The following is a 23,199-nucleotide window of genomic DNA, read 5'->3' on the forward strand; positions in this document are numbered from 1 at the left end:
TCGCACGGGTAATGCTCATGTCCATCATCGAAAGCGACTGGAAGAAATTCAAGGAACTGCACAAGCTGGCGCTCGATCGTTTCTGCCAGGGTGTTTTGTCCGATGCTCAGACCATCACTCAACATGACGCGCTTTCGGCTCAAGCCAGGTATGGGATGCTTTATCGGCTGATGCGCGACCGGGATAATGACATCGTCCGGACTTTCGATCCTTACAGTCGCTATAGCGCACTGATGGCTTTGAGAATGATGGTCAGGCACGACTTGCTGACCGATGCAGAGCTGTCGATCCTCAGCGAAGCGGCGCGGGAAGAGATTGCTGACGTGGTTCGCCAGCCCTATGAGATTGAATGGGCTGATGAGATCGTGCAGCGGGACTGACAACCGCTATCACCCGCCTTCTACCAGAGAACCAGGATGTTGATCTTCAATTGCACCGAAGCCGCCAGCAACTTTTTCAGTCGTGTGCACAAGGGCAAGAAAATCTCCCCGGTGGGTAAACCACCATCGCCCATTATTGAGGACGATGCGCCTGATGCGTCAGCCGAACAGTGGCTGGTCCACGCGATTACCGTTCAACGCAAGCACGTGCTGTTCGTCATCCATGTGCAAACCCGGTACTGCATGATTTTCACGCACGCGAAAAAAGCGGATGTGGAAGGCTTTGTCGATCGTTTTGCCGAGCGTTGGATAAACGGCCTGGTCCGCCATGCGGGCCAGCACGACATCCTTCAATGGGTCGATGACGAGCCGATGATGGAGCGTTTCCTGGAGAGTTGCCGCGAGCAGGTGTTTTACAAACGCGGGCATCGCGGTGCGCAAAGACACCTCAATGAGATTTCCTGGGTATTCGAGGATTGCGCCGCCGAATGGGGCACGTTGCCCCCGGATGAATTCGCGGCTGGCCGCTTTGACTGTGATATGAATGACACTCCGAGAAGTAGTAAAGGCCACAAGGACTATTACTACCCGGATGAGGAAATGATCGTTCACTGGTTACGTCGTTACGGAGGAATCGATGAGTCTCGCATTCAAGCCGCCCGTGAGCGGCGCATGGAAGTGAAGCGGGAGATATGGGCGCTGGAGGATCGACTTCGGCAAGAGCTTGAGCCGTTGCAGTAATGCAGACACGGACTGAGGGTTGATCCTTGCATCGACACTGCAGCAACACCTCTCAACATAGCGAGGCAGCAAGTTACCTTGCTACAGAGGTCGATTACTCGGGAATCAACCGTGCGACCTTCTTGTAAAGCGAAGCGGTGAATTCCTCACTGTCGCTCGAATGATGACAACGACGATGGCAGTTCGGGCACAGTGCTACGGCGTTGGTGACTTGATCCGAGCCTTTGTCGGCGAGGGGCTTAACGTGGTGGACTTCCAGATAAGGCAACCCAAGTTTTTGAAACGGAGCAGGTTCGCCACAGCCATCGCAATGACCTTCGGCTTCATTTCGCACCCACGCTCGCACTTCGGGATCACGCACATACACTGTGCCAGAGCTTGCCGCCCGTTTCGGTTTTTTAATACCTTTTGGCGGCTCCTTGATCTTTTGCTTTTGAAGCGCAGCAGCACGACGCTCTAGCGTTTGTTCATCAGCTGTCGGAGCGGTGGGGTCGCCGGGCTGAACGCCTCGTTCGGTGAGCGCTGCTCGAATTAACTGCTCAACATTCGAGCCAACGTTCTTGGCAGGCTTATACCCCTTGATGAATTCTCGATCCATCTTCATCAGTACCGTAGAGATGTTCTGCATCCGGAATTCGACGGAGCCTTTGGTGCGGGTGGGTAAGGCCGCTTCGCGTAGAGCAAGATTTTCTACAGTCTTCACGAATTTTTGGCCGCTTAGCTCTAGCGCGAGCATTTTTAGATAGGCATCCACTGCGGCCCTGATCTCTGAAACGCTCCAGTCGCTGTCTTTTATCGTTTCGCTCATAGAATCGCCGAGAGTTGAAAACCCTCGGACGATACTGAGTGGCCGCTACGGCTGTCTACGAATTTTCCTACAGGAATTAACGGCGCTTCTTACAGAAGATCCTACCGGCGCATTATCTAGCCCATCGAATGGAGTTTTCCTAACCCATAAAAAAGCCCCCGAACAAGTCGGGGGCTTTCAGATGTTCGATTTGCCGATTCAAGTCGTCAAATCGCGGCTAGCTCTGGAATCAATCCCAGCTAAGCGCCCCACCAGTTTGGTACTCGATTACGCGAGTCTCAAAGAAGTTCTTCTCCTTCTTCAAGTCCATGATCTCGCTCATCCAAGGGAACGGGTTGGTCGTCCCTGGGTACTCTTCCTTCAGACCGATCTGCGACAGGCGACGGTTAGCGATGAACTTGAGGTAGTCCTCCATCATCGCCGCGTTCATGCCCAGCACGCCGCGAGGCATGGTGTCGCGGGCGTATTCGATTTCCAGTTGGGTGCCTTGCAGGATCATCTGCGAAGCTTCTTCCTTCATTTCGGCGTCCCACAGGTGTGGGTTTTCGATTTTGATCTGGTTGATCACGTCGATGCCGAAGTTCAGGTGCATGGATTCGTCGCGCAGGATGTATTGGAACTGCTCGGCGACGCCGGTCATTTTGTTGCGGCGGCCCATGGAGAGGATCTGGGTGAAGCCGCAGTAGAAGAAGATGCCTTCCAGGACGCAGTAGTAGGCGATCAGGTTGCGCAGCAGCTCTTTGTCGGTTTCGACGGTGCCGGTTTCGAACTTCGGATCGGAGATCGAACGGGTGTATTTCAGGCCCCAGGTGGCTTTTTTCGCGACCGATGGGATCTCGTGGTACATGTTGAAGATTTCGCCTTCATCCATGGCCAGCGATTCGATGCAGTATTGGTAGGCGTGGGTGTGGATCGCCTCTTCGAAGGCCTGGCGCAGGATGTACTGGCGGCATTCCGGGTTGGTGATCAGGCGGTACACGGCCAGGACCAGGTTGTTGGCAACCAGGGAGTCGGCGGTGGAGAAGAAGCCGAGGTTGCGCATCACGATGCGGCGCTCGTCGTCGGTCAGGCCTTCCGGGTTTTTCCAGAGGGCGATGTCGGCGGTCATGTTGACTTCTTGCGGCATCCAGTGGTTTGCGCAGCCGTCCAGGTACTTCTGCCAGGCCCAGTCGTACTTGAAGGGTACGAGCTGGTTGAGGTCGGCACGGCAGTTGATCATGCGCTTTTCATCGACAGCGACACGGGCGGAGGCGCCTTCGAGTTCGGCGAGGCCTTCGGCGACGTCGAGGGAATCCAGGGCAGCCTTGGCGCGGGCAACGGCGGCGGAGTCAGACGCGGTCACGGCGCGAGCTTCCAGGGCGGCGGCACCGCCGGCGCTGTCGAGACGGTCCATGTTGGCTTCGGTGGCGTGGCCGGCGTTGGCGCTCTTGGCTACTACTTCCGTGTCTTCTTTGTCGAATTCGTCCCAGCTCAGCATGACGTGTCGTCTCCTGCGTGAGGGCCAGTGTGCCCGTGTGAAAATTGAAGGGTTGGTTTTTTCACACGGCGGTGCTGGCCGCGTTGGATATCGTTTTTTGCAGCGGTGCTACGCAGGCAAATAAACATAATTTTGTACGGGGTTCCGAGAGCCACTGATGGGCGCAAATCAGCATCGAATGCCGTTGCGGGGCTTCAGACTGGCTATTCATCCCTGTAAGGGGATATTGCAGGCCCGTTTAAGGCCGCATTATATGGAAATTTTCACGGTCGTGGTGGGGCGAATCCGCGCATGGCACGGTCGAGAGGGCGGGTTTTTCGGTCGGAGCGAGGGTTTACAGGGCTTTGGCGGGTGAAGATTTTTTTTCGTAAAAATGGCGAGGTATCGGTTTTGTTCAAAAAGTAAGCAGAAAGTGGCCTTTTTTACTACATCTTGTGTTTGTGGGCGTTTTTTGACCAGTCCAGACACAACTGAGCCCGACGTTAGCCGGGCTGGAATCGACCTTCAGCCAGTGGCTGGGCAGGCCGGATTCGGCGCAGTCAGATCAGCCGCTGGAGCAGCCGTTACCCATGATGCTGTAACGCAGGATATGGCGCTGGCCTTTGGAGTCGTCATATTCCATTTTCATCGGGACAACTTCACACACATTGGGGACTTCGCTCATTGAAATAACTTTGGCGATGTCCAGGTCCATTGAGTAGGTGTAGTCCTCAATTGCGGGTTGTTGCTGCGCGACATCAGTCTGGACCTCGTCTGCCATGGCGGTTGCGCACAGACTGCTGAGGGCCAGTACCAATAAAGCTTTCATTTAATATTTACCTTTCTAAGGGCGAAGGGGGTCACGCAACCTTTTTGAGGTTGCGTGTGGAACTGCACTACTTGGATTTGGGTTAACTGCCTTCGTGGGGGCTGTAACTTGGTTAACTCAGTTTGCCGGGTTGGCGGAGCGAATTTTAGGCGCGAGGGTGGCATTCATATAGGCGTGGTTTTGATAAACACCTTTGACGGATTTTGTAACAATCCCCTGTAGGAGCGAGCATGCTCGCGATGAGCTTTAACGATAACGCACCATGCCTGACTCCCCGGGGTGTTCTCAGGCTTTTCGCGAGCATGCTCGCTCCTACTGGGGGGGGGAGCGTGAAATTTCGGATGTTTGTTTGGTTATCATGACGTTTTGTGTGGGCTTGTTACTACCATCGTCGAATGGTTCTATAGGCGCCGCCCGGATAAAACAGGGTCATACAAAAACAACTATTCCACCGAGGTAAGAAAGATGAGTGCGGCTTCCCTGTATCCCGTTCGTCCCGAGGTTCTGGCCAACACCCTGACCGACGAGGCGACCTACAAGGCCATGTACCAGCAGTCAGTCGTCAACCCGGACGGCTTCTGGCGCGAGCAAGCCAAGCGCCTCGACTGGATCAAGCCTTTCACCACGGTGAAGCAGACGTCCTTCGACGATCACCATGTCGACATCAAGTGGTTCGCCGACGGCACCCTCAACGTTTCCTACAACTGCCTCGATCGTCACCTGGCCGAACGCGGTGACCAGGTCGCGATCATCTGGGAAGGCGATGACCCTTCCGAAAGCCGCAACATCACCTACCGCGAACTGCACGAACAAGTCTGCAAGTTCGCCAACGCCCTGCGTGGCCAGGACGTGCACCGCGGCGACGTGGTGACTATCTACATGCCGATGATCCCCGAAGCCGTGGTCGCCATGCTGGCTTGTACCCGGATCGGCGCGATTCACTCGGTGGTGTTCGGCGGTTTCTCGCCGGAGGCCCTGGCCGGTCGCATCATCGACTGCAAATCCAAGGTGGTGATCACCGCCGACGAAGGCATCCGTGCCGGCAAGAAGATCCCGCTCAAGGCCAACGTCGACGACGCCCTGACCAACCCGGAAACCAGCAGCATCCAGAAAGTCATCGTGTGCCAGCGCACCGGTGGCGACATCAAGTGGAACCAGCACCGCGACATCTGGTACGAAGACCTGATGAAAGTGGCGGGCACCGTGTGCGCGCCGAAAGAGATGGGCGCCGAGGAAGCGCTGTTCATCCTCTACACCTCCGGCTCCACCGGCAAGCCCAAGGGCGTGCAGCACACCACCGGCGGCTACCTGTTGTACGCGGCCATGACCCACGAGCGCGTGTTCGACTACCGCCCGGGTGAAATCTACTGGTGCACCGCCGACGTCGGCTGGGTCACCGGCCACACCTACATTGTCTACGGCCCGCTGGCCAACGGCGCAACCACACTGCTGTTCGAAGGCGTGCCGAACTACCCGGACATCACCCGGGTGGCGAAGATCGTCGACAAGCATAAGGTCAACATCCTCTACACCGCGCCGACCGCGATCCGCGCGATGATGGCGGCGGGCACGGCCGCCGTCGAAGGCGCCGATGGCAGCAGCCTGCGCCTGTTGGGTTCGGTGGGTGAGCCGATCAACCCCGAGGCCTGGGACTGGTATTACAAGAACGTCGGCCAATCCCGTTGCCCGATCGTCGACACCTGGTGGCAGACCGAGACCGGCGCCACCCTGATGAGCCCGCTGCCCGGCGCCCACGGCTTGAAGCCGGGTTCCGCGGCGCGTCCGTTCTTCGGTGTGGTGCCGGCTTTGGTGGACAACCTGGGCAACATCATCGAGGGCGAGGCCGAAGGCAACCTGGTGATTCTCGATTCGTGGCCAGGCCAGGCGCGTACGCTGTATGGCGATCACGACCGTTTCGTCGACACTTACTTCAAGACCTTCCGTGGCATGTACTTCACCGGTGACGGCGCCCGTCGCGATGCCGATGGTTACTACTGGATCACCGGTCGCGTCGACGACGTGCTCAACGTGTCCGGCCACCGCATGGGCACCGCCGAGATCGAAAGCGCGATGGTCGCCCACCCGAAAGTCGCCGAAGCGGCGGTGGTCGGTGTGCCGCACGACATCAAGGGCCAGGGCATTTATGTCTACGTCACCCTGAACGCTGGTGAAGAGACCAGCGAGCAATTGCGCCTGGAACTGAAGAACTGGGTGCGCAAGGAGATCGGCCCGATTGCTTCGCCGGATGTGATCCAGTGGGCGCCGGGGCTGCCGAAGACCCGCTCGGGCAAGATCATGCGGCGCATCCTGCGCAAGATTGCGACCGCTGAATACGATGGCCTGGGCGATATCTCCACCCTGGCCGATCCGGGGGTGGTGCAGCATTTGATTGATACGCACAAGACGATGAATGTGGCGTAAGTAGCCTTCAGCGTCCATCGAAGCCCTGCCAGGTGTGAGCCTGGTGGGGCTTTTTTATTGACTGAGGGTTTTGTGTTGTGTGGGCTGGCCTCTTCGCGGGCAGGCCCGCTCCCACAGGGATTTTCGGCGTGCACGCAATCCTGTGGGAGCGGGCTTGCCCGCGAAGGGGACAGAACAGTCACCGCATAAACAACAGCCAATAATTATCGGCTTCCCCTGTGGGAGGTTTCCTACTGTTACCCGCGAGCTTTCAAGTAACTGAATGTGTAACCGCGCTGCGCCGATTCGGGGCGTTGGGAAACGCCACGCCCTGTTGGGGGCCTCCACAAGCAATAAGAATCCACGCTGCGCTTGCCGGATTAGAAGGGTTTGCCAATAATAGGCCCGCAACTTGCAATATTGATCGGTTCACTGTCTTTTGCTCTTGCATGATTCTGCAAGGCTGTCAACGTGCCCGGGCGGCTTTCTCGGTGCTTCTGTAATTAGTTGTCGCATTGAAGAAATATCGGCTTCGGGCCTGTCGTTAGAATGCCGATCACTTGCTCGTCGTTGCCTGTGTTGAATTTCAACACCCGCATCCCAGAACGCAGCAACGCTTTCCGGTTCCACTCATTCGCATATTGGGCTATCGCTCACTCTGCCGTTTTAGCCCTTTACCGATGGAGTCCCAAGATGAAGAAACTCGTGCTGCTTGGCGCCCTGGCTATGTCCGCCTTGCTGTCCCTGCCATCCTTCGCCGATGAAAAACCTCTGAAGATCGGTATCGAAGCGGCTTACCCTCCGTTCGCTTCCAAAGCGCCGGACGGCAGCATCGTGGGTTTCGACTACGACATCGGTAATGCCCTGTGTGAAGAGATGAAGGTCAAGTGCGTGTGGGTCGAACAAGAGTTCGACGGTCTGATCCCTGCGCTGAAGGTGCGCAAGATCGACGCGATCCTGTCGTCCATGTCGATCACTGAAGACCGCAAGAAGTCCGTGGACTTCACCAACAAGTACTACAACACCCCGGCGCGCCTGGTCATGAAGGCCGGCACTCAGGTGGGTGACAACCTGGCTGAGCTCAAGGGCAAGAACATCGGCGTGCAACGTGGTTCGATCCACGAGCGTTTCGCCCGTGAAGTGCTGGCCCCGCTGGGTGCCGAAATCAAGCCTTACGGTTCGCAGAACGAAATTTATCTCGACGTGGCCGCCGGCCGCCTCGACGGCACCGTGGCAGACGCTACCCTGTTGAATGACGGCTTCCTGAAAACCGACGCAGGTAAGGGTTTCGCCTTCGTGGGGCCTGCCTTCACTGACGTCAAATACTTCGGCGACGGCGTGGGTATCGCCGTTCGCAAGGGCGACGCGCTCAAAGACAAGATCAACACCGCGATCGCTGCCATTCGCGAGAACGGCAAGTACAAGCAAATCCAGGACAAGTACTTCGATTTCGACATTTACGGTAAGTAAGTACGTCGCAACGACAAGTCCGAAATGGCGCAAGCAACAGGATCTCTGAGGTTTGCGCCATTTTTTCATCCCAACTTTCGAGGACCTGAATCATGTTGAAAGGCTACGGGGCTGTCATCCTCGATGGCGTTTGGCTGACGCTTCAGCTCGCCTTGTCGTCCATGGCCCTGGCCATTGTCCTGGGCCTGATTGGCGTGGCGCTGCGCCTGTCGCCAGTGCGCTGGCTGGCCTGGCTGGGCGACCTGTATTCCACGGTGATTCGCGGCATTCCAGACCTGGTGCTGATCCTGCTGATTTTCTACGGCGGCCAGGACCTGCTCAACCGCGTCGCGCCGATGCTGGGTTATGACGAATACATTGACCTGAACCCCTTGGCCGCCGGTATCGGCACCTTGGGCTTCATCTTTGGTGCATACCTGTCGGAAACCTTCCGTGGCGCGTTCATGGCGATCCCCAAGGGGCAGGCCGAAGCGGGCATGGCCTACGGCATGAGCAGTTTCCAGGTGTTCTTCCGGGTGCTGGTACCGCAGATGATTCGCCTGGCGATTCCCGGTTTCACCAACAACTGGCTGGTGCTGACCAAGGCCACCGCGCTGATTTCGGTGGTGGGCCTGCAAGACATGATGTTCAAGGCCAAGCAGGCGGCAGACGCTACCCGTGAGCCTTTCACCTTCTTCCTCGCAGTGGCGGCGATGTACCTGGTGATCACCAGTGTCTCGTTGCTGGCATTGCGTCACCTCGAGAAGCGCTACTCGGTAGGCGTAAGGGCGGCTGAGCTATGATCTTCGACTACAACGTCATTTGGGAGGCCTTGCCGCTGTACTTCGGCGGCCTGGTGACCACCCTCAAGTTGCTCGCGCTGTCGCTGTTCTTCGGCCTGCTCTGTGCATTGCCGCTGGGCTTGATGCGCGTCTCGAAAAACGCTGCAGTCAACATGACGGCGTGGCTCTACACCTACGTGATCCGCGGCACGCCGATGCTGGTGCAGCTGTTCTTGATCTACTACGGCCTGGCACAGTTCGAAGCCGTTCGCGAAAGCTTCTTGTGGCCGTGGCTGTCCAGCGCAACGTTCTGCGCGTGCCTGGCGTTCGCCATCAACACCAGCGCCTACACCGCCGAAATCATCGCCGGCAGCCTGCGCGCTACGCCGAACGGCGAGATCGAAGCCGCCAAGGCCATGGGCATGTCGCGGGTCAAGATGTACAAGCGCATCCTGCTGCCGTCGGCCCTGCGCCGAGCGCTGCCGCAGTACAGCAACGAAGTGATCATGATGCTGCAGACCACCAGCCTGGCCTCCATCGTGACCCTGATTGACATCACCGGTGCCGCGCGCACGGTCAACGCCCAGTTCTACCTGCCGTTCGAGGCGTACATCACCGCCGGCGTGTTCTACCTGTGCCTGACCTTCATCCTGGTGAAGTTGTTCAAGATGGCCGAGCGCCGCTGGCTGGGCTACCTGGCCCCGCGGAAGCACTGATATGGAACGCATCGATCATGCTTTGCCGTGGAGCCACCTGGGCAGTGAGCGCTGGATTTCGGTGTTCCGCTTCGGCGGTGGCGAGCGCAAGGCCTACATCCAGGCCAGCCTGCACGCCGATGAATTGCCGGGCATGCGCACGGCCTGGGCCCTGAAAAAGCGCCTGGCCGAACTCGAAGCCCAAGGTCTGTTGAACGGTGTGATCGAACTGGTGCCGGTGGCCAATCCACTGGGCCTCGGTCAGTTGCTTCAGGGCAATCATCAAGGGCGTTTCGAGGCCGGTAGCGGCAAGAATTTCAATCGGGATTTCGTCGAGTTGAGCGCGCCAGTGGCTGCGCAACTCGATGGGCACCTGGGTGATGATCCGCACGCCAATATTCGTTTGATCCGCCAGGCCATGAGTGATCATCTGGCGGCATTGCCTGAGGCGAGCAGTCAGTTGCAAGGCATGCAGCGTGTTCTGCTCAGCCACGCCTGCACCGCCGATGTGGTGCTGGACCTGCATTGCGACGCCGAAGCGGCGCTGCACATGTACGCCTTGCCACAGCATTGGCCGCAGTGGCGTTCGCTGGCGGCGCACCTGAATGTGAAGGTCGGCCTGCTGGCGGAAGATTCCGGCGGCAGCTCCTTCGATGAAGCCTGTTCGCTGCCGTGGCTGCGCCTGTCGCGTCTGTTCCCGGACGCGCAGATTCCGCTGGCGTGCCTGGCGACTACGATTGAATTGGGGGGGCAGGCCGACACCGGTCGCGCGCAATCCGAGGCTCACGCCGAAGGCATCCTGGCGTTCCTCGCCGAGCAAGGCCTGATCAGTGGCGAGTGGCCGAACGCGGCGCACGAACCTTGCGAAGGCCTGCCGTTCGAAGGCACCGAACTGCTGTTCGCCCCGCATCCGGGTGTGGTGAGTTTCCTGCGCAAACCCGGTGAATGGGTTGAGGCGGGCGATGAAATTTTCGAAGTGATCGATCCGCTGGCGGATCGGGTCAGCACGGTGTGTGCTGGTACGTCCGGGGTGCTGTTTGCCATTGAACGGCTGCGTTACGCCCAACCCGGTTTCTGGCTGGCCAAGGTGGCGGGGCGCGAAGCGCTGCGTCACGGGCGCTTGCTCAACGACTGACTGACTGTTTTTGTGAGAACCGACCGCATGTACAAGCTTGAAGTCCAAGACCTGCATAAACGCTATGGCAGTCACGAAGTGCTCAAGGGCGTGTCCCTGAAAGCGGCGGCTGGCGATGTGATCAGCATCATCGGCTCCAGTGGCTCCGGCAAGAGTACCTTCCTGCGCTGCATCAACCTGCTGGAGCAGCCGCATGCCGGCAAGATCCTGCTCAACAACGAAGAGTTGAAGCTGGTGGCGAACAAGGACGGCGCGCTGAAGGCCGCCGACCCGAAACAGCTGCAACGCATGCGTTCGCGCCTGTCGATGGTGTTCCAGCATTTCAACCTGTGGTCGCACATGACCGCACTGGAAAACATCATGGAAGCGCCGGTTCACGTGCTCGGTGTTTCCAAGGCCGAGGCCCGTGAAAAGGCCGAGCACTACCTGAACAAGGTCGGTGTAGCGCATCGTAAAGATGCTTACCCGGGCCATATGTCCGGTGGCGAACAGCAGCGTGTGGCGATCGCCCGCGCGCTGGCGATGGAGCCAGAGGTGATGCTGTTCGACGAACCGACTTCGGCCCTCGACCCGGAACTGGTCGGTGACGTGCTGAAGGTCATGCAGGCCCTGGCCCAGGAAGGCCGGACCATGGTCGTGGTGACCCACGAAATGGGCTTCGCCCGTGAAGTATCGAACCAGCTGGTGTTCCTGCACAAAGGCGTTGTTGAAGAAAGCGGCAACCCGCGTGAGGTGCTGGTCAATCCACAGTCCGAACGTTTGCAGCAATTCCTTTCGGGCAGCCTGAAGTAATCAAGGCTGCCGTTGTGCACCGCTATAGTGCATGCTTCGCAGTCTCAAGGCTGGCTCCCGATCTCCTGTAGGAGCCGGCTTGCTGGCGATAGCGGTGAGTCAGTTTAAACATCTGGCACAGACACAACCCCATCGCCAGCAAGCCGGCTCCTACAATTGATACCCGTCGGTTTTGAGATTTGTGTTCATTTACGGGCTAGCATTGGCCCATGCCTTCATCACTGTTCTTCGCTTCGGATCGCTCGCCCATGACTGCCCATCGAATAGGTTTCCTGATATGGCCCAGCACAAAAGCACTGACGCTGGCGCTGGCTGAGGAGGCCTTGCGGGTTGCCCAGCGTGTGCATCCCGACGTGGTTTATGAGCTGTCGTTCCTGCAAGCCGAACCGCAGGGCGAAGGTCAGTGGCAATTGCCCGGTGAACCCTGGGCCGGCAAGCTCGAAAACTTCCAGAAACTGTTCCTGCTCGCCGATGAGCCACCGACCAGTCTCGCGCCGGCCCTGAGCAGTGCGCTCAAGCAGTTGGTGCGTGCCGGTTGTGTGATCGGCGGGCTGTCGGCCGGTGTTTATCCGTTGGCGCAACTGGGCTTGCTCGACGGCTACCGCGCCGCGGTGCACTGGCGCTGGCAGGACGATTTCGCCGAACGTTTTCCGAAAGTCATCGCCACCAGTCATCTGTTTGATTGGGATCGTGATCGCCTGACCGCCTGTGGCGGCATGTCGGTGCTCGACCTGCTGTTGGCGGTACTGGCTCGCGATCACGGCGCCGAACTGGCCGGCGCAGTGTCGGAAGAATTGGTGGTCGAGCGTATTCGCGAGGGCGGTGAGCGCCAACGCATCCCATTGCAGAACCGTCTGGGTTCCAGCCATCCAAAGCTCACCCAGGCGGTGCTGCTGATGGAAGCGAACATCGAAGAGCCGCTGACCACAGACGAAATCGCCCAGCATGTGTGCGTGTCCCGTCGACAACTGGAACGGATCTTCAAGCAATACCTCAATCGCGTGCCGAGCCAGTACTACCTGGAGCTGCGCCTGAACAAGGCGCGGCAGATGTTGATGCAAACCAGCAAGTCGATCATCCAGATCGGCCTGTCCTGTGGTTTCTCTTCGGGCCCGCATTTCTCCAGCGCCTACCGCAATTTCTTCGGCGCCACGCCGCGGGAAGATCGCAACCAGCGGCGCAGCAGCAGCCCGTTCGAATTGTCCTCGGTGCCTTCGGAGCGAGGCTAGGCAGGTCGGGCTATTCGGCGCAGGCCAAGGGCAGTGATGACTCACCCGCGCCCTTGGCACCTGAGCGGCGCTCAGTCTTCCATGTCGATATCCGGAGCCTCATCCGGCGCCGCGGGCCTGTTGGCTATCCCGTCAATATTCAGATCGTTGCCCGTCTTGCGAAAGTAAGCGGCAATGCGTTGCAGGCTTTCTTCAGAGAATGGATTGCCACTGAAATCAAAACCGTCACTGCGATCCGGATGGACTTCCATGAGCTCGGCTGGCATTTCGGTGATTGCGTTATGGCTCAGGTCGACGTCGGTCAAGGTATCAATGTTGAGCAAACCTGCCGGCAGTTCAGTGATGCCGGTATGACTCAGGTTCAGGGTGGAAATACCCCTCATATTGCTGAGGTCAGGGCTTGGACCAAGGGGATTGTTCCTGAGATTCAGATGGTCAAGGTGCTCAATGCCTGCCAATCCATCCAGGGTCTGCTGGGTCAGGGTGATACGGCATTCAGGCAGGCTCAATGCCGTCAACCTTGCCATCCTGAAGATGGCTTCGGGGATGTTTTCCAGTTGATAGTTGCGAACGGTAAGGCTTTCCAGATTCGGGAAGTACTCCAGGAACCGGCTTGCCCTCGGGGCAATCTCGCCAGCACTCGTCAGTAACATTTCGGACACGTGGCTGAAGTCGGCTGTCAGCACCGGTAACTCTCCCATGATCGGCAAGGTCGACGCGAACCCGTACTCGCTCATGGTCACGCTTTCTGTCGGTATCTGGCGCCAGCACCGTTCCAGGCTCTGCGTAAATTCCCTTCTTTTGTATTGCTCCTGAAGCAGTTGCTCGGCATTGAGTGGGTTGCCGGTGATGGGGTGGTCTTGGGGAATATCGGTCATCCATACGCCAAGGTCGCTGATCAAGGCGCTGAGTTCGGCCTCCTTGCGTGACAGTACGGTTCGTCCTTGCTCCAGCGTGCCGGGCAAGCGATAGATGAATTCACTCGCTTCTTCATCGTCCAGCGCAGGATAGAGCGCTTTTGCGCGATCCAGATCAGCCTGTTCGGCATACACCCCCAGGTCATACCCGGTCTGGTTGAAGTAGGCCTTCACGCGTTCTCGGGTAGCCGGGGACAGTGGGTTATTGCCGAAATCGAATTCTTCGCCGATGTTGTCGTGCATCTCGAAGAGGGAGGCCGGCAGTTCGGTGATCTGATTGTCACTGAGGATGGCCGTTTTGATTGCCGGATGATTCTCGAGTCCGGCGGGCAGCCTGGAAATATGCGTATTGGAGAGGTCGAGGTAAGTCAGTTGCGCCAGGTTTGTCAGGTCGGGGATCAGGCCCAGGGGGTTGTTGTACAGGTCCAGGGTCAAGAGCTTGTTCAGCGAGGAAATCGTGGCCTGGCTTTGCGGATTGAGTACCAGGTTGCAGTCACTCAACACCAGTTCTTCGAGATCTGCCAGGGCACTGATGGCCTGCGGCAGGTTTTCCAGGGCGAAGTCACGCATTTCCAGGCGACGCAGTTGTGCGAAACCCTCAAGAAAGGAATCAACGCCGCTGGCATGGGTGCTGTTGTTGAGCGACAAGGCGGTGACATGGCTGAAGTCGGCGCTCAGGGCGGGGAGCTCGCCGAGAATCGGGTTGGAGAAGCGCAAGATATAGCCGCTGCTGGCGCCCGAATCATCAAAATGATCACTTTCCCTGCGCCAGCAGCGCAGTATTTCTTCCCTGAACAGTCTTCGATTTCGTCTGGCGGCTGTCGACTCCTGCGCGCTGAGCCTGGCGCCGGTTTGCGGGTGCAAGCGCGGCGGATCGTTTGCCCAGATATGCAGATCATTCACCAACTCAAAGTATTCGTTACGCAAGCGTGAGAGTTCTGCGCGCGGGCCAGCAGGATGGCTTTGCAGCGTCTGAACCATGGACTGGATCTCTTCGCCAGAAAGGCTGGGGTAAACCTCCCGTACCCTTTCTTCCAGTGTGCGTGGAGTCTCACCCATCATGCGCGGATACCCTTGCATGCCCAGCAGGCGCAGTGTGTCGATGACCGGTTCATGGATGGGCTGGAGCGACAGCGCCGTGCGAAGCTCGTTTCTCTCTAGAGGCTTGTCGCGAACCATCTGTTTGAGCTTCTCCCCTTGGCCGATGTGCGTGTCCAGTGCGATGCGCTCGGCGTCTGGCAATGCCTGCAGGATGCTGGTGTAGAAGTCCGCCGCTCCATGGAGCTGCTGTCCCTCGCTGTCGTAAGCCTGGTACCTACCATTTTCCAGGCGGACCAGGACTTTGCGTATGGCTGCATCCTCGCGGCCGATACTGTCCTGCAGTTCTGCGGCGAAGGAGTCATTGCGCACCTCGATGCGCACGTCGGCGGACCAGCCGGGCAGGGTTTCCAGGGTGTGCAAGGCGAGTACGTCGGTATCCGGACTTTCAACGGACGCCAGTTCCAGTCCTCCATAGGCGTGAGTGACACGCACTTCCTGCTTGGCCGCGTTGGCCAGTGTCACCAGTCGCTCAGGCAATTGTCCCTGGCCGATGTGTTGCAGTTCCGAGCCGGTGGCAACGTTCAGCAGTTCGCGCGCGACGCTTGAAGGCAGCTCTGGTTCAGCCTGGACAATGGTTTGTAGCAGTGGATCTTCGTTTTGCCCGCGAGAACTGTAGAGGGCGTCAAAGCGCGACGCTCTTTGCTCCTTGGCAATCTGCGCCAATTTCGTCCTCAGGGCGGTGGTGCGGGTCTCGAGGGTGACGATCGGGCCGCTGAATTCTTGGCCCAGCAGCGTTCTCACTTCAGTGTCATCAAGAGTTTGAAGGAGTGTCTTGAGCACATCGCCGTCGCTCAGCCTGCCTTGGCGAATCACTGTCAGGGGCAGGTTCTCGTTGGTTGAAGACGCCCAGGCGATCTGTCCTTGTTCATCGAGCAGGCACAGTCGTTGGCTGTCGGGCCATAAACCGGCATCCTCAAGCGTCTGCAGCTGAAATTTTGGATCGGCGTCGAGGTATTGTTCAGGCAGGTCGCTGGCGATCTGATCAGCAAAGAGTTGCAACTGCTCATCTATTTTGAAGCGCTCGATCGTGTCGGCCAGCAGTGGCGGTAACGGCTCCTGGTTGACGTGCATTTTGCGCAGGGCGTTTTCCGAGTAACCGCTGACCTTGAGGATCTGCGCGCGCCGGGCAGGAGAAAACGATTCGACAGGGTGGCCGATACGGCGCAATGCAGTGGCTGTGTCCCACTCCAGTGGTTGCTCCAGTTCCGTGTACCACGCACCATCACCGTTGTGCCGCACGATTGGCTTGTAGGCGTCGGGTCGGCTCGGATGCTCGATGTGGTACCGGCCGCTGTCAGGGTGCTCGCTCACGGCGTAGTGCGCACCCTCGATGGGCACTATGTTTTTACCCTCGTGCCGGTGCAGGCCAAGGTCGTTGGGCCTGGAATCTTGCGCCAGAGTCATTTTTTGTTCGTAGGGGCTCAGATCCGGTTTCCAGTAAAGGGTTTTACCGTTGCGGGCCTTGACCGGTTTGAACTGGTCGATGAATTTCACGATTTCGCCGGGAAGCACGGCACGGTACTCACCAGCGACGATGGTGCCCCCAATTGCAAAGGCACCCAGCTGGACCAGCGATTCGGCCACGCCCATGAGGTGCTCGAACGCTTCGGTGGTCCGATCCTGTGCCCAATCGATGATGCCTTCGAACGCTTCGTCGAGCAGTTGATAGGCCATATAGGCCATCATCAGCTCCCCCAGGTAAGGGATGAGCGGCGCAACAATGAACGCTGCCATTTCAAGGATCCTGGAAGCCACCTTTGAGAAGGAGTCCCACAATGCCCAGCGGGCGTTCTGGTCGGCGGTGGCGGTTGAAACGGCAATGACCCGTGCGTCATTGAGGATCTTGTTCAGTTTTTCCCGATAGAGGTGTTGCCACAAATTGTCGTCCAACGGGGTGGCAGCGAATTGCAGATTGGGATCGTCGATGGGCGTCTCCCGCCAGGTGGGCAGGGAGCTGCCTTTGACGGGTTGATGCCATGTCACTTTGGCCAGGCGATGACTCAGGTCGCCGAAGAAGTAACCTCTTTGCTCATGGGCCACGAACCGACTGAAAAAGCGCTGGTAATCGCTTGAGCGCAACTGCCGGGTCAGTTCCTTGATCATTTCGGCGAGCGAGCTGTACTCCTTGATCGGGTGCTCCGGGTCTTCCGGGACATAAGCCACTACCCGCACCACTTTTCGATCCTGTTCAAGGTCCGGGGCGAAAATCACGATGCCGGTGAGTTTGCTGGACATCATCGTCAAGTCGTGACACCGCAAGGCCAGTCCATCCAGTCGCATGCCTTGCAGGCCATCGAGCAAGCCCTGAATCAGGTGAAAGTAATCCGCCTGGATGTCTCCGTTCATCCGGGCAAATTGCAGCGCCGCTTTGAGCGCCGCTTTTTGACTGATCGCCACTTTGGGTTGCAGGGTGGCCGCGACCTCAGGGTTGGACAGGCCCAGGGCATCCTTGAGGTGGGTGGTGTATTGGCTGCCGATATCCAGCTCCCGGCACAAACTGGTGAACGCCGCGATGGAGAGGGTGCGCTTGATATCGGGCAGGGTATCGAATTGTCCGGACGCAGAGGGCTCGGTTATGAAAGTCGAGTCAGGCTCATAGGCGCCGTCTTCGGTTTCCCTGTCTTCAAAGTTGTGCAAGGCCGCGTCCAGCAGCGAAATGGTCCAGGTGCGGGCCGCGCCGGTCCTGATCGGGAACCACGGGATCGTCGCGGGGATGTACAGGCGCAAGAAGGTTTTCCTGACGTCCAGATCGAGGCCGAATCGTGATTTCAGCGCCGCTTTGAGCAAGGGCTCGGCAAAGGCGCTCGCGTCTCGCAAGTGTTCCAGCATTCGATCGACTTCATTTTGCGCCGTCCAGTGGGCCGCGTTGAGCGCCTTGAGTGTTTCGTGATCCCTGGCTGGCGCTGCCTTGAGTCGTTCGGGGAGCCGAGGTCGGGTGTTTTTCAACGCCTGGCGCTTGGCGGACGAAGCCTGGCCCAACCAATGCGGTATGGCGGCGCCAAGAGGTAGATAGTGGGTGTCCGGGTGTTGCGCAAGTATCGCTTGAACCGGAACGGTCACGGGTTGTTCGTCGGTTGGGTGCATCCTGCCAATCCTTTAGCGTTAAGAGAGCGCCGAGCAAAACAGAAAGCCTCCCTCAGGATGCGGTACATAATTAAGGGGGGCGCAAGTGTCTGAATTGAAATCCCGACGACGCTGCCTCTAACCCCTCCAGCAGTTTAAACTGCGCCTTTGCGACGCTATTTGTCGCATTGCCATAAACCCGGGCAAAACCGGGTTTGGCGCTATAAGAAGTTGTCGCTTGGCGGCAAGGCCGGGCTGAAAACTGTCCTTACAATCCTCACCAAGCTCGCCAGTTTCAGGCGAGTGTTTTCTCTTCAGGAGACTCCGATGTCCGTTGAGCACGCTGCGGTAGAACGCGCCGATTTCGACCAGGTAATGGTTCCCAACTATGCGCCAGCCGCCTTCATTCCCGTGCGTGGCGCCGGTTCCCGCGTTTGGGACCAGTCCGGTCGCGAACTGGTCGACTTCGCCGGCGGGATCGCCGTCAACGTATTGGGCCACGCACATCCGGCGCTGGTCGGTGCCTTGACCGAGCAGGCCAACAAGCTGTGGCACGTGTCCAACGTGTTCACCAATGAGCCGGCCCTGCGCCTGGCCCATAAGCTGGTCGATGCCACCTTTGCCGAGCGTGCTTTCTTCTGCAACTCTGGCGCCGAAGCCAACGAAGCGGCCTTCAAGCTGGCCCGTCGTGTCGGTTTCGACCGCTTCGGCAGCGAGAAGTACGAGATCATTGCCGCGCTCAACAGCTTCCACGGCCGTACCCTGTTCACCGTGAACGTCGGTGGCCAGTCGAAGTACTCCGATGGCTTCGGTCCGAAGATCACCGGTATCACCCATGTGCCGTACAACGACCTGGCCGCGCTGAAAGCTGCCATTTCCGACAAGACCTGCGCCGTGGTACTGGAGCCGATCCAGGGTGAGAGCGGCGTGATCCCGGCGGAACTCGAATACCTGCAAGGTGCCCGCGAACTCTGCACCGCGCACAACGCGCTGTTGATCTTCGACGAAGTGCAAACCGGCATGGGCCGTACCGGTCATCTGTTTGCCTACCAGCATTACGGCGTGATTCCAGACATTCTGACCAGCGCCAAGAGCCTGGGCGGCGGTTTCCCGATCGCGGCCATGCTGACCACCGAAGACCTGGCCAAGCATCTGGTCGTCGGCACCCACGGCACCACCTACGGCGGCAACCCGCTGGCGTGCGCAGTCGCTGAAGCCGTGATCGATGTGATCAACACACCCCAAGTGCTGGCCGGTGTCAACGCCAAGCACGACAAGTTCAAGGCGCGCCTGGAGCAGATCGGCGAGAAGTACGGTCTGTTCACCCAGGTTCGTGGCCTGGGCCTGTTGATCGGTTGCGTACTGAGCGATGCCTGGAAAGGCAAGGCCAAGGACATCTTCAACGCCGCTGAAAAAGAAGGCCTGATGGTGCTGCAAGCCGGCCCGGACGTGGTGCGTTTCGCGCCAAGCCTGGTGGTCGAAGACGCGGACATCGACGAAGGTCTGGACCGTTTCGAACGTGCCGCGGCAAAACTGACGCAAGCCTGATAGATCCTTCGACGCCTGCAAGTCAGGCGTCGAACCCAATTTTTATGCCGGGCCCGTTTTTTATGTGGGAGCGAGCCTGCTCGCGAAGGTGTGTCAGCCGACATCGATGTTGCTGACATACCTTCGCGAGCAGGCTCGCTCCCACAAGGGTCCGGCTTATTTTCCTCAAGAGTATGAGAAAGGAGTGACACCATGCTGGTGATGCGCCCCGCGCAAATGGCTGATCTGGGCGAGGTACAGCGTCTGGCTGCGGACAGCCCGATTGGTGTCACTTCCTTGCCGGATGACGTTGAACGCCTGAGCGACAAGATCGCCGCGAGCGAAGCCTCGTTCGCTGCCGAAGTCAGCTTCAACGGTGAAGAGAGCTATTTCTTCGTACTTGAAGACACGGCCACCGGCAAGTTGGTGGGCTGTTCGGCGATCGTCGCCTCGGCGGGTTATTCCGAGCCGTTCTACAGTTTCCGTAATGAAACCTTCGTGCACGCCTCCCGCGAGCTGAAGATTCATAACAAGATTCACGTGCTCTCGCAGTGCCACGACCTCACGGGCAATAGCCTGTTGACCAGTTTCTACGTGCAACGTGAGCTGGTGGGTTCACCGTGGGCGGAGCTCAATTCACGTGGCCGCTTGCTGTTCGTGGCCAGCCACCCGGAGCGCTTCGCCGATTCAGTGGTGACCGAGATCGTCGGCTACAGCGACGAAAATGGCGATTCGCCGTTCTGGGATGCCATCGGCCGCAACTTCTTCGATCTCAACTACGCCGAAGCCGAGCGTCTGTGCGGTCTGAAGAGCCGGACCTTCCTCGCCGAGCTGATGCCGCACTACCCGATCTACGTCCCGCTGCTGCCGGACTCCGCTCAGGAAGCCATGGGCCAGGTGCACCCGCGGGCGCAGATCACCTTCGACATTTTGATGCGCGAAGGCTTCGAAACCGATCACTACATCGACATCTTCGATGGCGGCCCGACCCTGCATGCGCGTGTTTCGGGGATCCGTTCGATCGCCCAGAGCCGCGTGGTGCCGGTGAAAATCGGTGAGCCAGTCAAGGGTGCCGGTCGTCAATACCTGGTGGCCAATGCCCAGTTACAGGATTACCGCGCAATCATGCTCGAGCTCGATTACGCGCCGGGCAAGCCCGTGACCCTGGATCTGGAAGCGGCCGAGACCCTGGGTGTCGGTGAAGGTGCGAGCGTGCGCCTGGTGGCGGTTTAACGCCTGCTTGAAAAAAATGCCTGAAAAGCAGCGAGTTTCACGGGTGGCGCAAGCGGCCCGTTTGAGGAGATAGCATGATCGTTCGTCCCGTACGCAGCAGCGATTTACCCGCTCTGATCGACCTGGCCCGCAGCACCGGCACCGGCCTGACCACCTTGCCGGCCAACGAAGAGCGTCTGGCCCACCGGGTCGGCTGGGCCGAGAAGACCTTCCGTGGCGAAGCCGGGCGAGCCGATGCGGACTACCTGTTCGTGCTCGAAGACGACAATGGCCGCGTGGTGGGCATTTCCGCCATCGCTGGCGCCGTGGGCCTGCGTGAGCCCTGGTACAACTTCCGGGTCGGCCTGACGGTCAGTGCTTCGCAAGAGCTGAACATCTACCGTGAAATCCCGACGCTGTTCCTGGCCAACGACCTGACCGGCAATTCCGAGCTGTGCTCGCTGTTCCTGCATGCCGATTACCGCAGTGGCCTCAATGGCCGCATGCTGTCCAAGGCGCGGATGCTGTTCATCGCCGAGTTCCCGCAACTGTTTGGCAACAAGATTATTGCCGAGATGCGCGGGGTTTCCGATGAAGCCGGTCGTTCACCGTTCTGGGAAAGCCTGGGGCGGCACTTCTTCAAGATGGAATTCAGCCAGGCTGACTATCTGACCGGCGTGGGCAACAAGGCCTTTATTGCCGAGCTGATGCCGAAGTTCCCGCTGTACACCTGCTTCCTGTCGCCCGATGCGCGCAACGTGATTGGCCAGGTGCACCCGGACACCGAACCGGCGCTGGCCATGCTCAAGAGCGAAGGTTTCAGCTACCAGGGCTACGTCGACATTTTCGACGCGGGCCCGGCCATCGAGTGCGAAACCGGCAAGATCCGCGCCGTGCGCGACAGCCAGGCGCTGGTGCTGGCTATCGGCACGCCGGGTGACGACGCCACGCCGTTCATCATTCACAACCGCAAGCGCGAAGACTGCCGCATCACTGCCGCTCCGGCACGTCTGGCCGCCGGCACGCTAGTGGTCGATCCGCTGACCGCCAAACGTCTTCAACTCAACGCAGGCGATCAAGTGCGCGCCGTGGCGTTGTCTGCTGCTCGGGAGTCGAAATAATGAAATCGCTATACATCGCAGGTGAATGGCTGGCAGGTCAGGGCGAAGCCTTTGAGTCGCTGAACCCGGTGACCCAGCAAGTCCTTTGGTCTGGCAACGGTGCCACTGCGGATCAGGTCGAATCGGCGGTACAGGCTGCGCGTCAGGCGTTCCCGGGCTGGGCCCGTCGCACCCTGCAAGAACGTATTTCGGTATTGGAAGCCTTTGCCGCAGCGCTGAAAAATCACGCGGACGAACTGGCGCATGCCATCGGTGAAGAAACCGGCAAACCTTTGTGGGAATCGGCCACCGAAGTCACCAGCATGGTCAACAAGATTGCGATCTCGGTGCAGAGCTACCGTGAGCGTACTGGCGAGAAGAGCGGCCCACTGGGCGACGCCACCGCCGTGCTGCGCCACAAACCGCACGGTGTGGTGGCGGTGTTCGGGCCCTACAATTTCCCTGGGCACTTGCCGAACGGGCACATCGTGCCGGCCTTGCTGGCCGGTAACTGTGTGCTGTTCAAGCCAAGTGAGCTGACGCCGAAAGTCGCCGAACTGACGGTCAAGTGCTGGATCGAAGCCGGTTTGCCGGCGGGCGTGCTGAACCTGCTGCAGGGCGCTCGCGAAACCGGTATTGCCCTGGCGGCGAACCCGGGCATCGACGGCCTGTTCTTCACGGGTTCCAGCCGTACCGGCAATCACCTGCACCAGCAATTTGCCGGTCGTCCGGACAAGATCCTTGCCCTGGAGATGGGGGGTAACAATCCGCTGGTGGTGGATCAGGTCGCCGATCTCGATGCCGCTGTCTACACCATTATCCAGTCGGCGTTCATCTCCGCCGGCCAGCGCTGCACCTGTGCCCGCCGCTTGCTGGTACCGCAGGGCGCCTGGGGCGACACATTGCTGGCGCGCCTGGTGGCAGTCAGCTCGACGATTGAAGTTGGCGCGTTCGATCAGCAACCGGCGCCTTTCATGGGCTCGGTGATTTCCCTCGGCGCGGCTAAAGCGTTGATGGATGCCCAGGAGCATTTGCTGGCCAACGGCGCCGTGGCGCTGCTGGAAATGACTCAGCCGCAAGCGCAGGCCGCCTTGCTGACCCCAGGCATTCTGGACGTCACTGGGGTAGCTGATCGCCCGGACGAAGAGCTGTTCGGTCCGTTGCTGCAAGTGATCCGCTACGCTGATTTTGAAGCGGCGATCGCGCAAGCCAACGACACCGAATATGGTCTGGCAGCCGGCCTGCTGTCGGATTCCGAAGCGCGCTACCAGCAGTTCTGGCTGGAAAGCCGCGCCGGTATCGTCAACTGGAACAAGCAATTGACCGGCGCGGCCAGCAGCGCGCCATTCGGTGGCGTCGGCGCCTCGGGCAACCACCGCGCCAGCGCCTACTACGCAGCGGATTACTGTGCATACCCGGTGGCCTCGCTGGAAACCCCGAGCCTGGTGTTGCCCGCCGCTTTGACGCCCGGCGTGAAGATGGTGTGACGGCCGTTCGCGAGCAGGCTCGCTCCCACAGGGAAATGCATTCCAATGTGGGAGCGAGCCTGCTCGCGAAGGCCGCGACTCGGTCTAAAAGATTTG

The 23,199-nt window shown here is 59.1% G+C and carries 17 protein-coding genes; 13 read left to right on the forward strand and 4 right to left on the reverse strand.

What is annotated here, in order from left to right:
* Nucleotides 1–17: 17 nt before the first annotated feature.
* Entirely contained in the window at nt 18–380 is a 363-nt protein-coding gene (locus tag CGA21_RS27335) for a hypothetical protein (protein ID WP_188265465.1), read from the forward strand.
* 36 nt (nt 381–416) lie between these two features.
* Entirely contained in the window at nt 417–1,121 is a 705-nt protein-coding gene (locus tag CGA21_RS27340) for a DUF6933 domain-containing protein (RefSeq protein ID WP_188265466.1), read from the forward strand.
* Nucleotides 1,122–1,215: 94 nt separating this feature from the next.
* On the opposite strand, the gene CGA21_RS27345 is transcribed toward CGA21_RS27340, so the two are convergent.
* The 3 genes from CGA21_RS27345 to CGA21_RS27355 all read right to left on the reverse strand — a co-directional run bounded on the left by CGA21_RS27345 (nt 1,216) and on the right by CGA21_RS27355 (nt 4,214).
* Nucleotides 1,216–1,929 carry an HNH endonuclease signature motif containing protein gene (locus CGA21_RS27345; protein WP_188265467.1) on the reverse strand — a complete coding sequence of 238 codons (714 nt, stop codon included), beginning with the start codon at nt 1,927–1,929 and terminating at the stop codon, nt 1,216–1,218.
* A gap of 229 nt (nt 1,930–2,158) precedes the next feature.
* Entirely contained in the window at nt 2,159–3,406 is a 1,248-nt protein-coding gene (locus CGA21_RS27350; RefSeq protein ID WP_020800276.1) for a ribonucleotide-diphosphate reductase subunit beta, read from the reverse strand.
* A gap of 544 nt (nt 3,407–3,950) precedes the next feature.
* Nucleotides 3,951–4,214 (reverse strand): DUF2790 domain-containing protein, encoded by a 264-nt coding sequence (locus tag CGA21_RS27355; RefSeq protein WP_188265468.1) that lies wholly within the window; start codon nt 4,212–4,214, stop codon nt 3,951–3,953.
* Nucleotides 4,215–4,679: 465 nt separating this feature from the next.
* Between CGA21_RS27355 and acs the strand changes: the two genes are divergently transcribed.
* From acs to argR, 7 genes are all read left to right on the forward strand, one after another.
* Nucleotides 4,680–6,635, forward strand: coding sequence for an acetate--CoA ligase (gene acs, locus CGA21_RS27360; RefSeq protein WP_188265469.1), 1,956 nt, complete (start codon nt 4,680–4,682; stop codon nt 6,633–6,635).
* Nucleotides 6,636–7,307: 672 nt separating this feature from the next.
* On the forward strand, nt 7,308–8,084 hold the full coding sequence (locus CGA21_RS27365; protein WP_110755154.1) for an ABC transporter substrate-binding protein: 777 nt from the start codon (nt 7,308–7,310) through the stop codon (nt 8,082–8,084).
* 92 nt (nt 8,085–8,176) lie between these two features.
* Nucleotides 8,177–8,866 (forward strand): ABC transporter permease, encoded by a 690-nt coding sequence (locus CGA21_RS27370; protein ID WP_008058010.1) that lies wholly within the window; start codon nt 8,177–8,179, stop codon nt 8,864–8,866.
* Nucleotides 8,863–9,561, forward strand: a complete 699-nt coding sequence (locus tag CGA21_RS27375) for an ABC transporter permease (RefSeq protein WP_188265470.1) — start codon at nt 8,863–8,865, stop codon at nt 9,559–9,561. Before CGA21_RS27370 ends, CGA21_RS27375 begins: the two co-directional genes overlap by 4 nt.
* 1 nt (nt 9,562) lies before the next feature.
* Nucleotides 9,563–10,675 carry a M14 family metallopeptidase gene (locus CGA21_RS27380; protein ID WP_188265471.1) on the forward strand — a complete coding sequence of 371 codons (1,113 nt, stop codon included), beginning with the start codon at nt 9,563–9,565 and terminating at the stop codon, nt 10,673–10,675.
* 27 nt (nt 10,676–10,702) lie between these two features.
* On the forward strand, nt 10,703–11,467 hold the full coding sequence (locus tag CGA21_RS27385) for an ABC transporter ATP-binding protein (protein ID WP_007971015.1): 765 nt from the start codon (nt 10,703–10,705) through the stop codon (nt 11,465–11,467).
* Nucleotides 11,468–11,715: 248 nt separating this feature from the next.
* Nucleotides 11,716–12,696 carry a transcriptional regulator ArgR gene (argR, locus tag CGA21_RS27390; RefSeq protein ID WP_033043292.1) on the forward strand — a complete coding sequence of 327 codons (981 nt, stop codon included), beginning with the start codon at nt 11,716–11,718 and terminating at the stop codon, nt 12,694–12,696.
* A 71-nt stretch (nt 12,697–12,767) separates the two neighbouring features.
* Here the strand turns inward: argR and CGA21_RS27395 are convergent, their stop codons facing one another.
* Nucleotides 12,768–17,798 carry a leucine-rich repeat domain-containing protein gene (locus tag CGA21_RS27395; RefSeq protein ID WP_188265472.1) on the reverse strand — a complete coding sequence of 1,677 codons (5,031 nt, stop codon included), beginning with the start codon at nt 17,796–17,798 and terminating at the stop codon, nt 12,768–12,770.
* A gap of 306 nt (nt 17,799–18,104) precedes the next feature.
* On the opposite strand from CGA21_RS27395, the gene CGA21_RS27400 reads away from it, so the two are divergent.
* The 4 genes from CGA21_RS27400 to astD all read left to right on the forward strand — a co-directional run bounded on the left by CGA21_RS27400 (nt 18,105) and on the right by astD (nt 23,103).
* A complete protein-coding gene (locus CGA21_RS27400; protein WP_020800774.1) occupies nt 18,105–19,325 on the forward strand; it encodes an aspartate aminotransferase family protein in 1,221 nt (406 codons plus the stop codon).
* 192 nt (nt 19,326–19,517) lie between these two features.
* On the forward strand, nt 19,518–20,537 hold the full coding sequence (gene aruF / locus CGA21_RS27405) for an arginine/ornithine succinyltransferase subunit alpha (RefSeq protein ID WP_020800776.1): 1,020 nt from the start codon (nt 19,518–19,520) through the stop codon (nt 20,535–20,537).
* A 74-nt stretch (nt 20,538–20,611) separates the two neighbouring features.
* On the forward strand, nt 20,612–21,637 hold the full coding sequence (astA, locus tag CGA21_RS27410; protein WP_020800777.1) for an arginine N-succinyltransferase: 1,026 nt from the start codon (nt 20,612–20,614) through the stop codon (nt 21,635–21,637).
* Nucleotides 21,634–23,103, forward strand: a complete 1,470-nt coding sequence (astD, locus tag CGA21_RS27415) for a succinylglutamate-semialdehyde dehydrogenase (protein ID WP_188265476.1) — start codon at nt 21,634–21,636, stop codon at nt 23,101–23,103. The genes astA and astD overlap by 4 nt, the downstream gene beginning before the upstream one ends.
* Nucleotides 23,104–23,199 lie beyond the last annotated feature (96 nt).

The organism is Pseudomonas sp. PSB11, assembly GCF_014596605.1.
Classification (GTDB): domain Bacteria; phylum Pseudomonadota; class Gammaproteobacteria; order Pseudomonadales; family Pseudomonadaceae; genus Aquipseudomonas; species Aquipseudomonas umsongensis.

Coding starts and splice junctions, on each gene's coding strand:
- CGA21_RS27375 (WP_188265470.1), top strand. CDS start 8,863: ATGATCTTCGACTACAACGTCATTTGGGAGGCCTTGCCGCTGTACTTC.
- CGA21_RS27380 (WP_188265471.1), top strand. CDS start 9,563: ATGGAACGCATCGATCATGCTTTGCCGTGGAGCCACCTGGGCAGTGAG.
- argR (WP_033043292.1), top strand. CDS start 11,716: ATGACTGCCCATCGAATAGGTTTCCTGATATGGCCCAGCACAAAAGCA.
- acs (WP_188265469.1), top strand. CDS start 4,680: ATGAGTGCGGCTTCCCTGTATCCCGTTCGTCCCGAGGTTCTGGCCAAC.
- CGA21_RS27385 (WP_007971015.1), top strand. CDS start 10,703: ATGTACAAGCTTGAAGTCCAAGACCTGCATAAACGCTATGGCAGTCAC.
- CGA21_RS27340 (WP_188265466.1), top strand. CDS start 417: ATGTTGATCTTCAATTGCACCGAAGCCGCCAGCAACTTTTTCAGTCGT.
- CGA21_RS27365 (WP_110755154.1), top strand. CDS start 7,308: ATGAAGAAACTCGTGCTGCTTGGCGCCCTGGCTATGTCCGCCTTGCTG.
- CGA21_RS27355 (WP_188265468.1), bottom strand. CDS start 4,214: ATGAAAGCTTTATTGGTACTGGCCCTCAGCAGTCTGTGCGCAACCGCC.
- CGA21_RS27335 (WP_188265465.1), top strand. CDS start 18: ATGTCCATCATCGAAAGCGACTGGAAGAAATTCAAGGAACTGCACAAG.
- CGA21_RS27400 (WP_020800774.1), top strand. CDS start 18,105: ATGTCCGTTGAGCACGCTGCGGTAGAACGCGCCGATTTCGACCAGGTA.
- CGA21_RS27395 (WP_188265472.1), bottom strand. CDS start 17,798: ATGCACCCAACCGACGAACAACCCGTGACCGTTCCGGTTCAAGCGATA.
- CGA21_RS27370 (WP_008058010.1), top strand. CDS start 8,177: ATGTTGAAAGGCTACGGGGCTGTCATCCTCGATGGCGTTTGGCTGACG.
- aruF (WP_020800776.1), top strand. CDS start 19,518: ATGCTGGTGATGCGCCCCGCGCAAATGGCTGATCTGGGCGAGGTACAG.
- CGA21_RS27350 (WP_020800276.1), bottom strand. CDS start 3,406: ATGCTGAGCTGGGACGAATTCGACAAAGAAGACACGGAAGTAGTAGCC.
- astA (WP_020800777.1), top strand. CDS start 20,612: ATGATCGTTCGTCCCGTACGCAGCAGCGATTTACCCGCTCTGATCGAC.
- CGA21_RS27345 (WP_188265467.1), bottom strand. CDS start 1,929: ATGAGCGAAACGATAAAAGACAGCGACTGGAGCGTTTCAGAGATCAGG.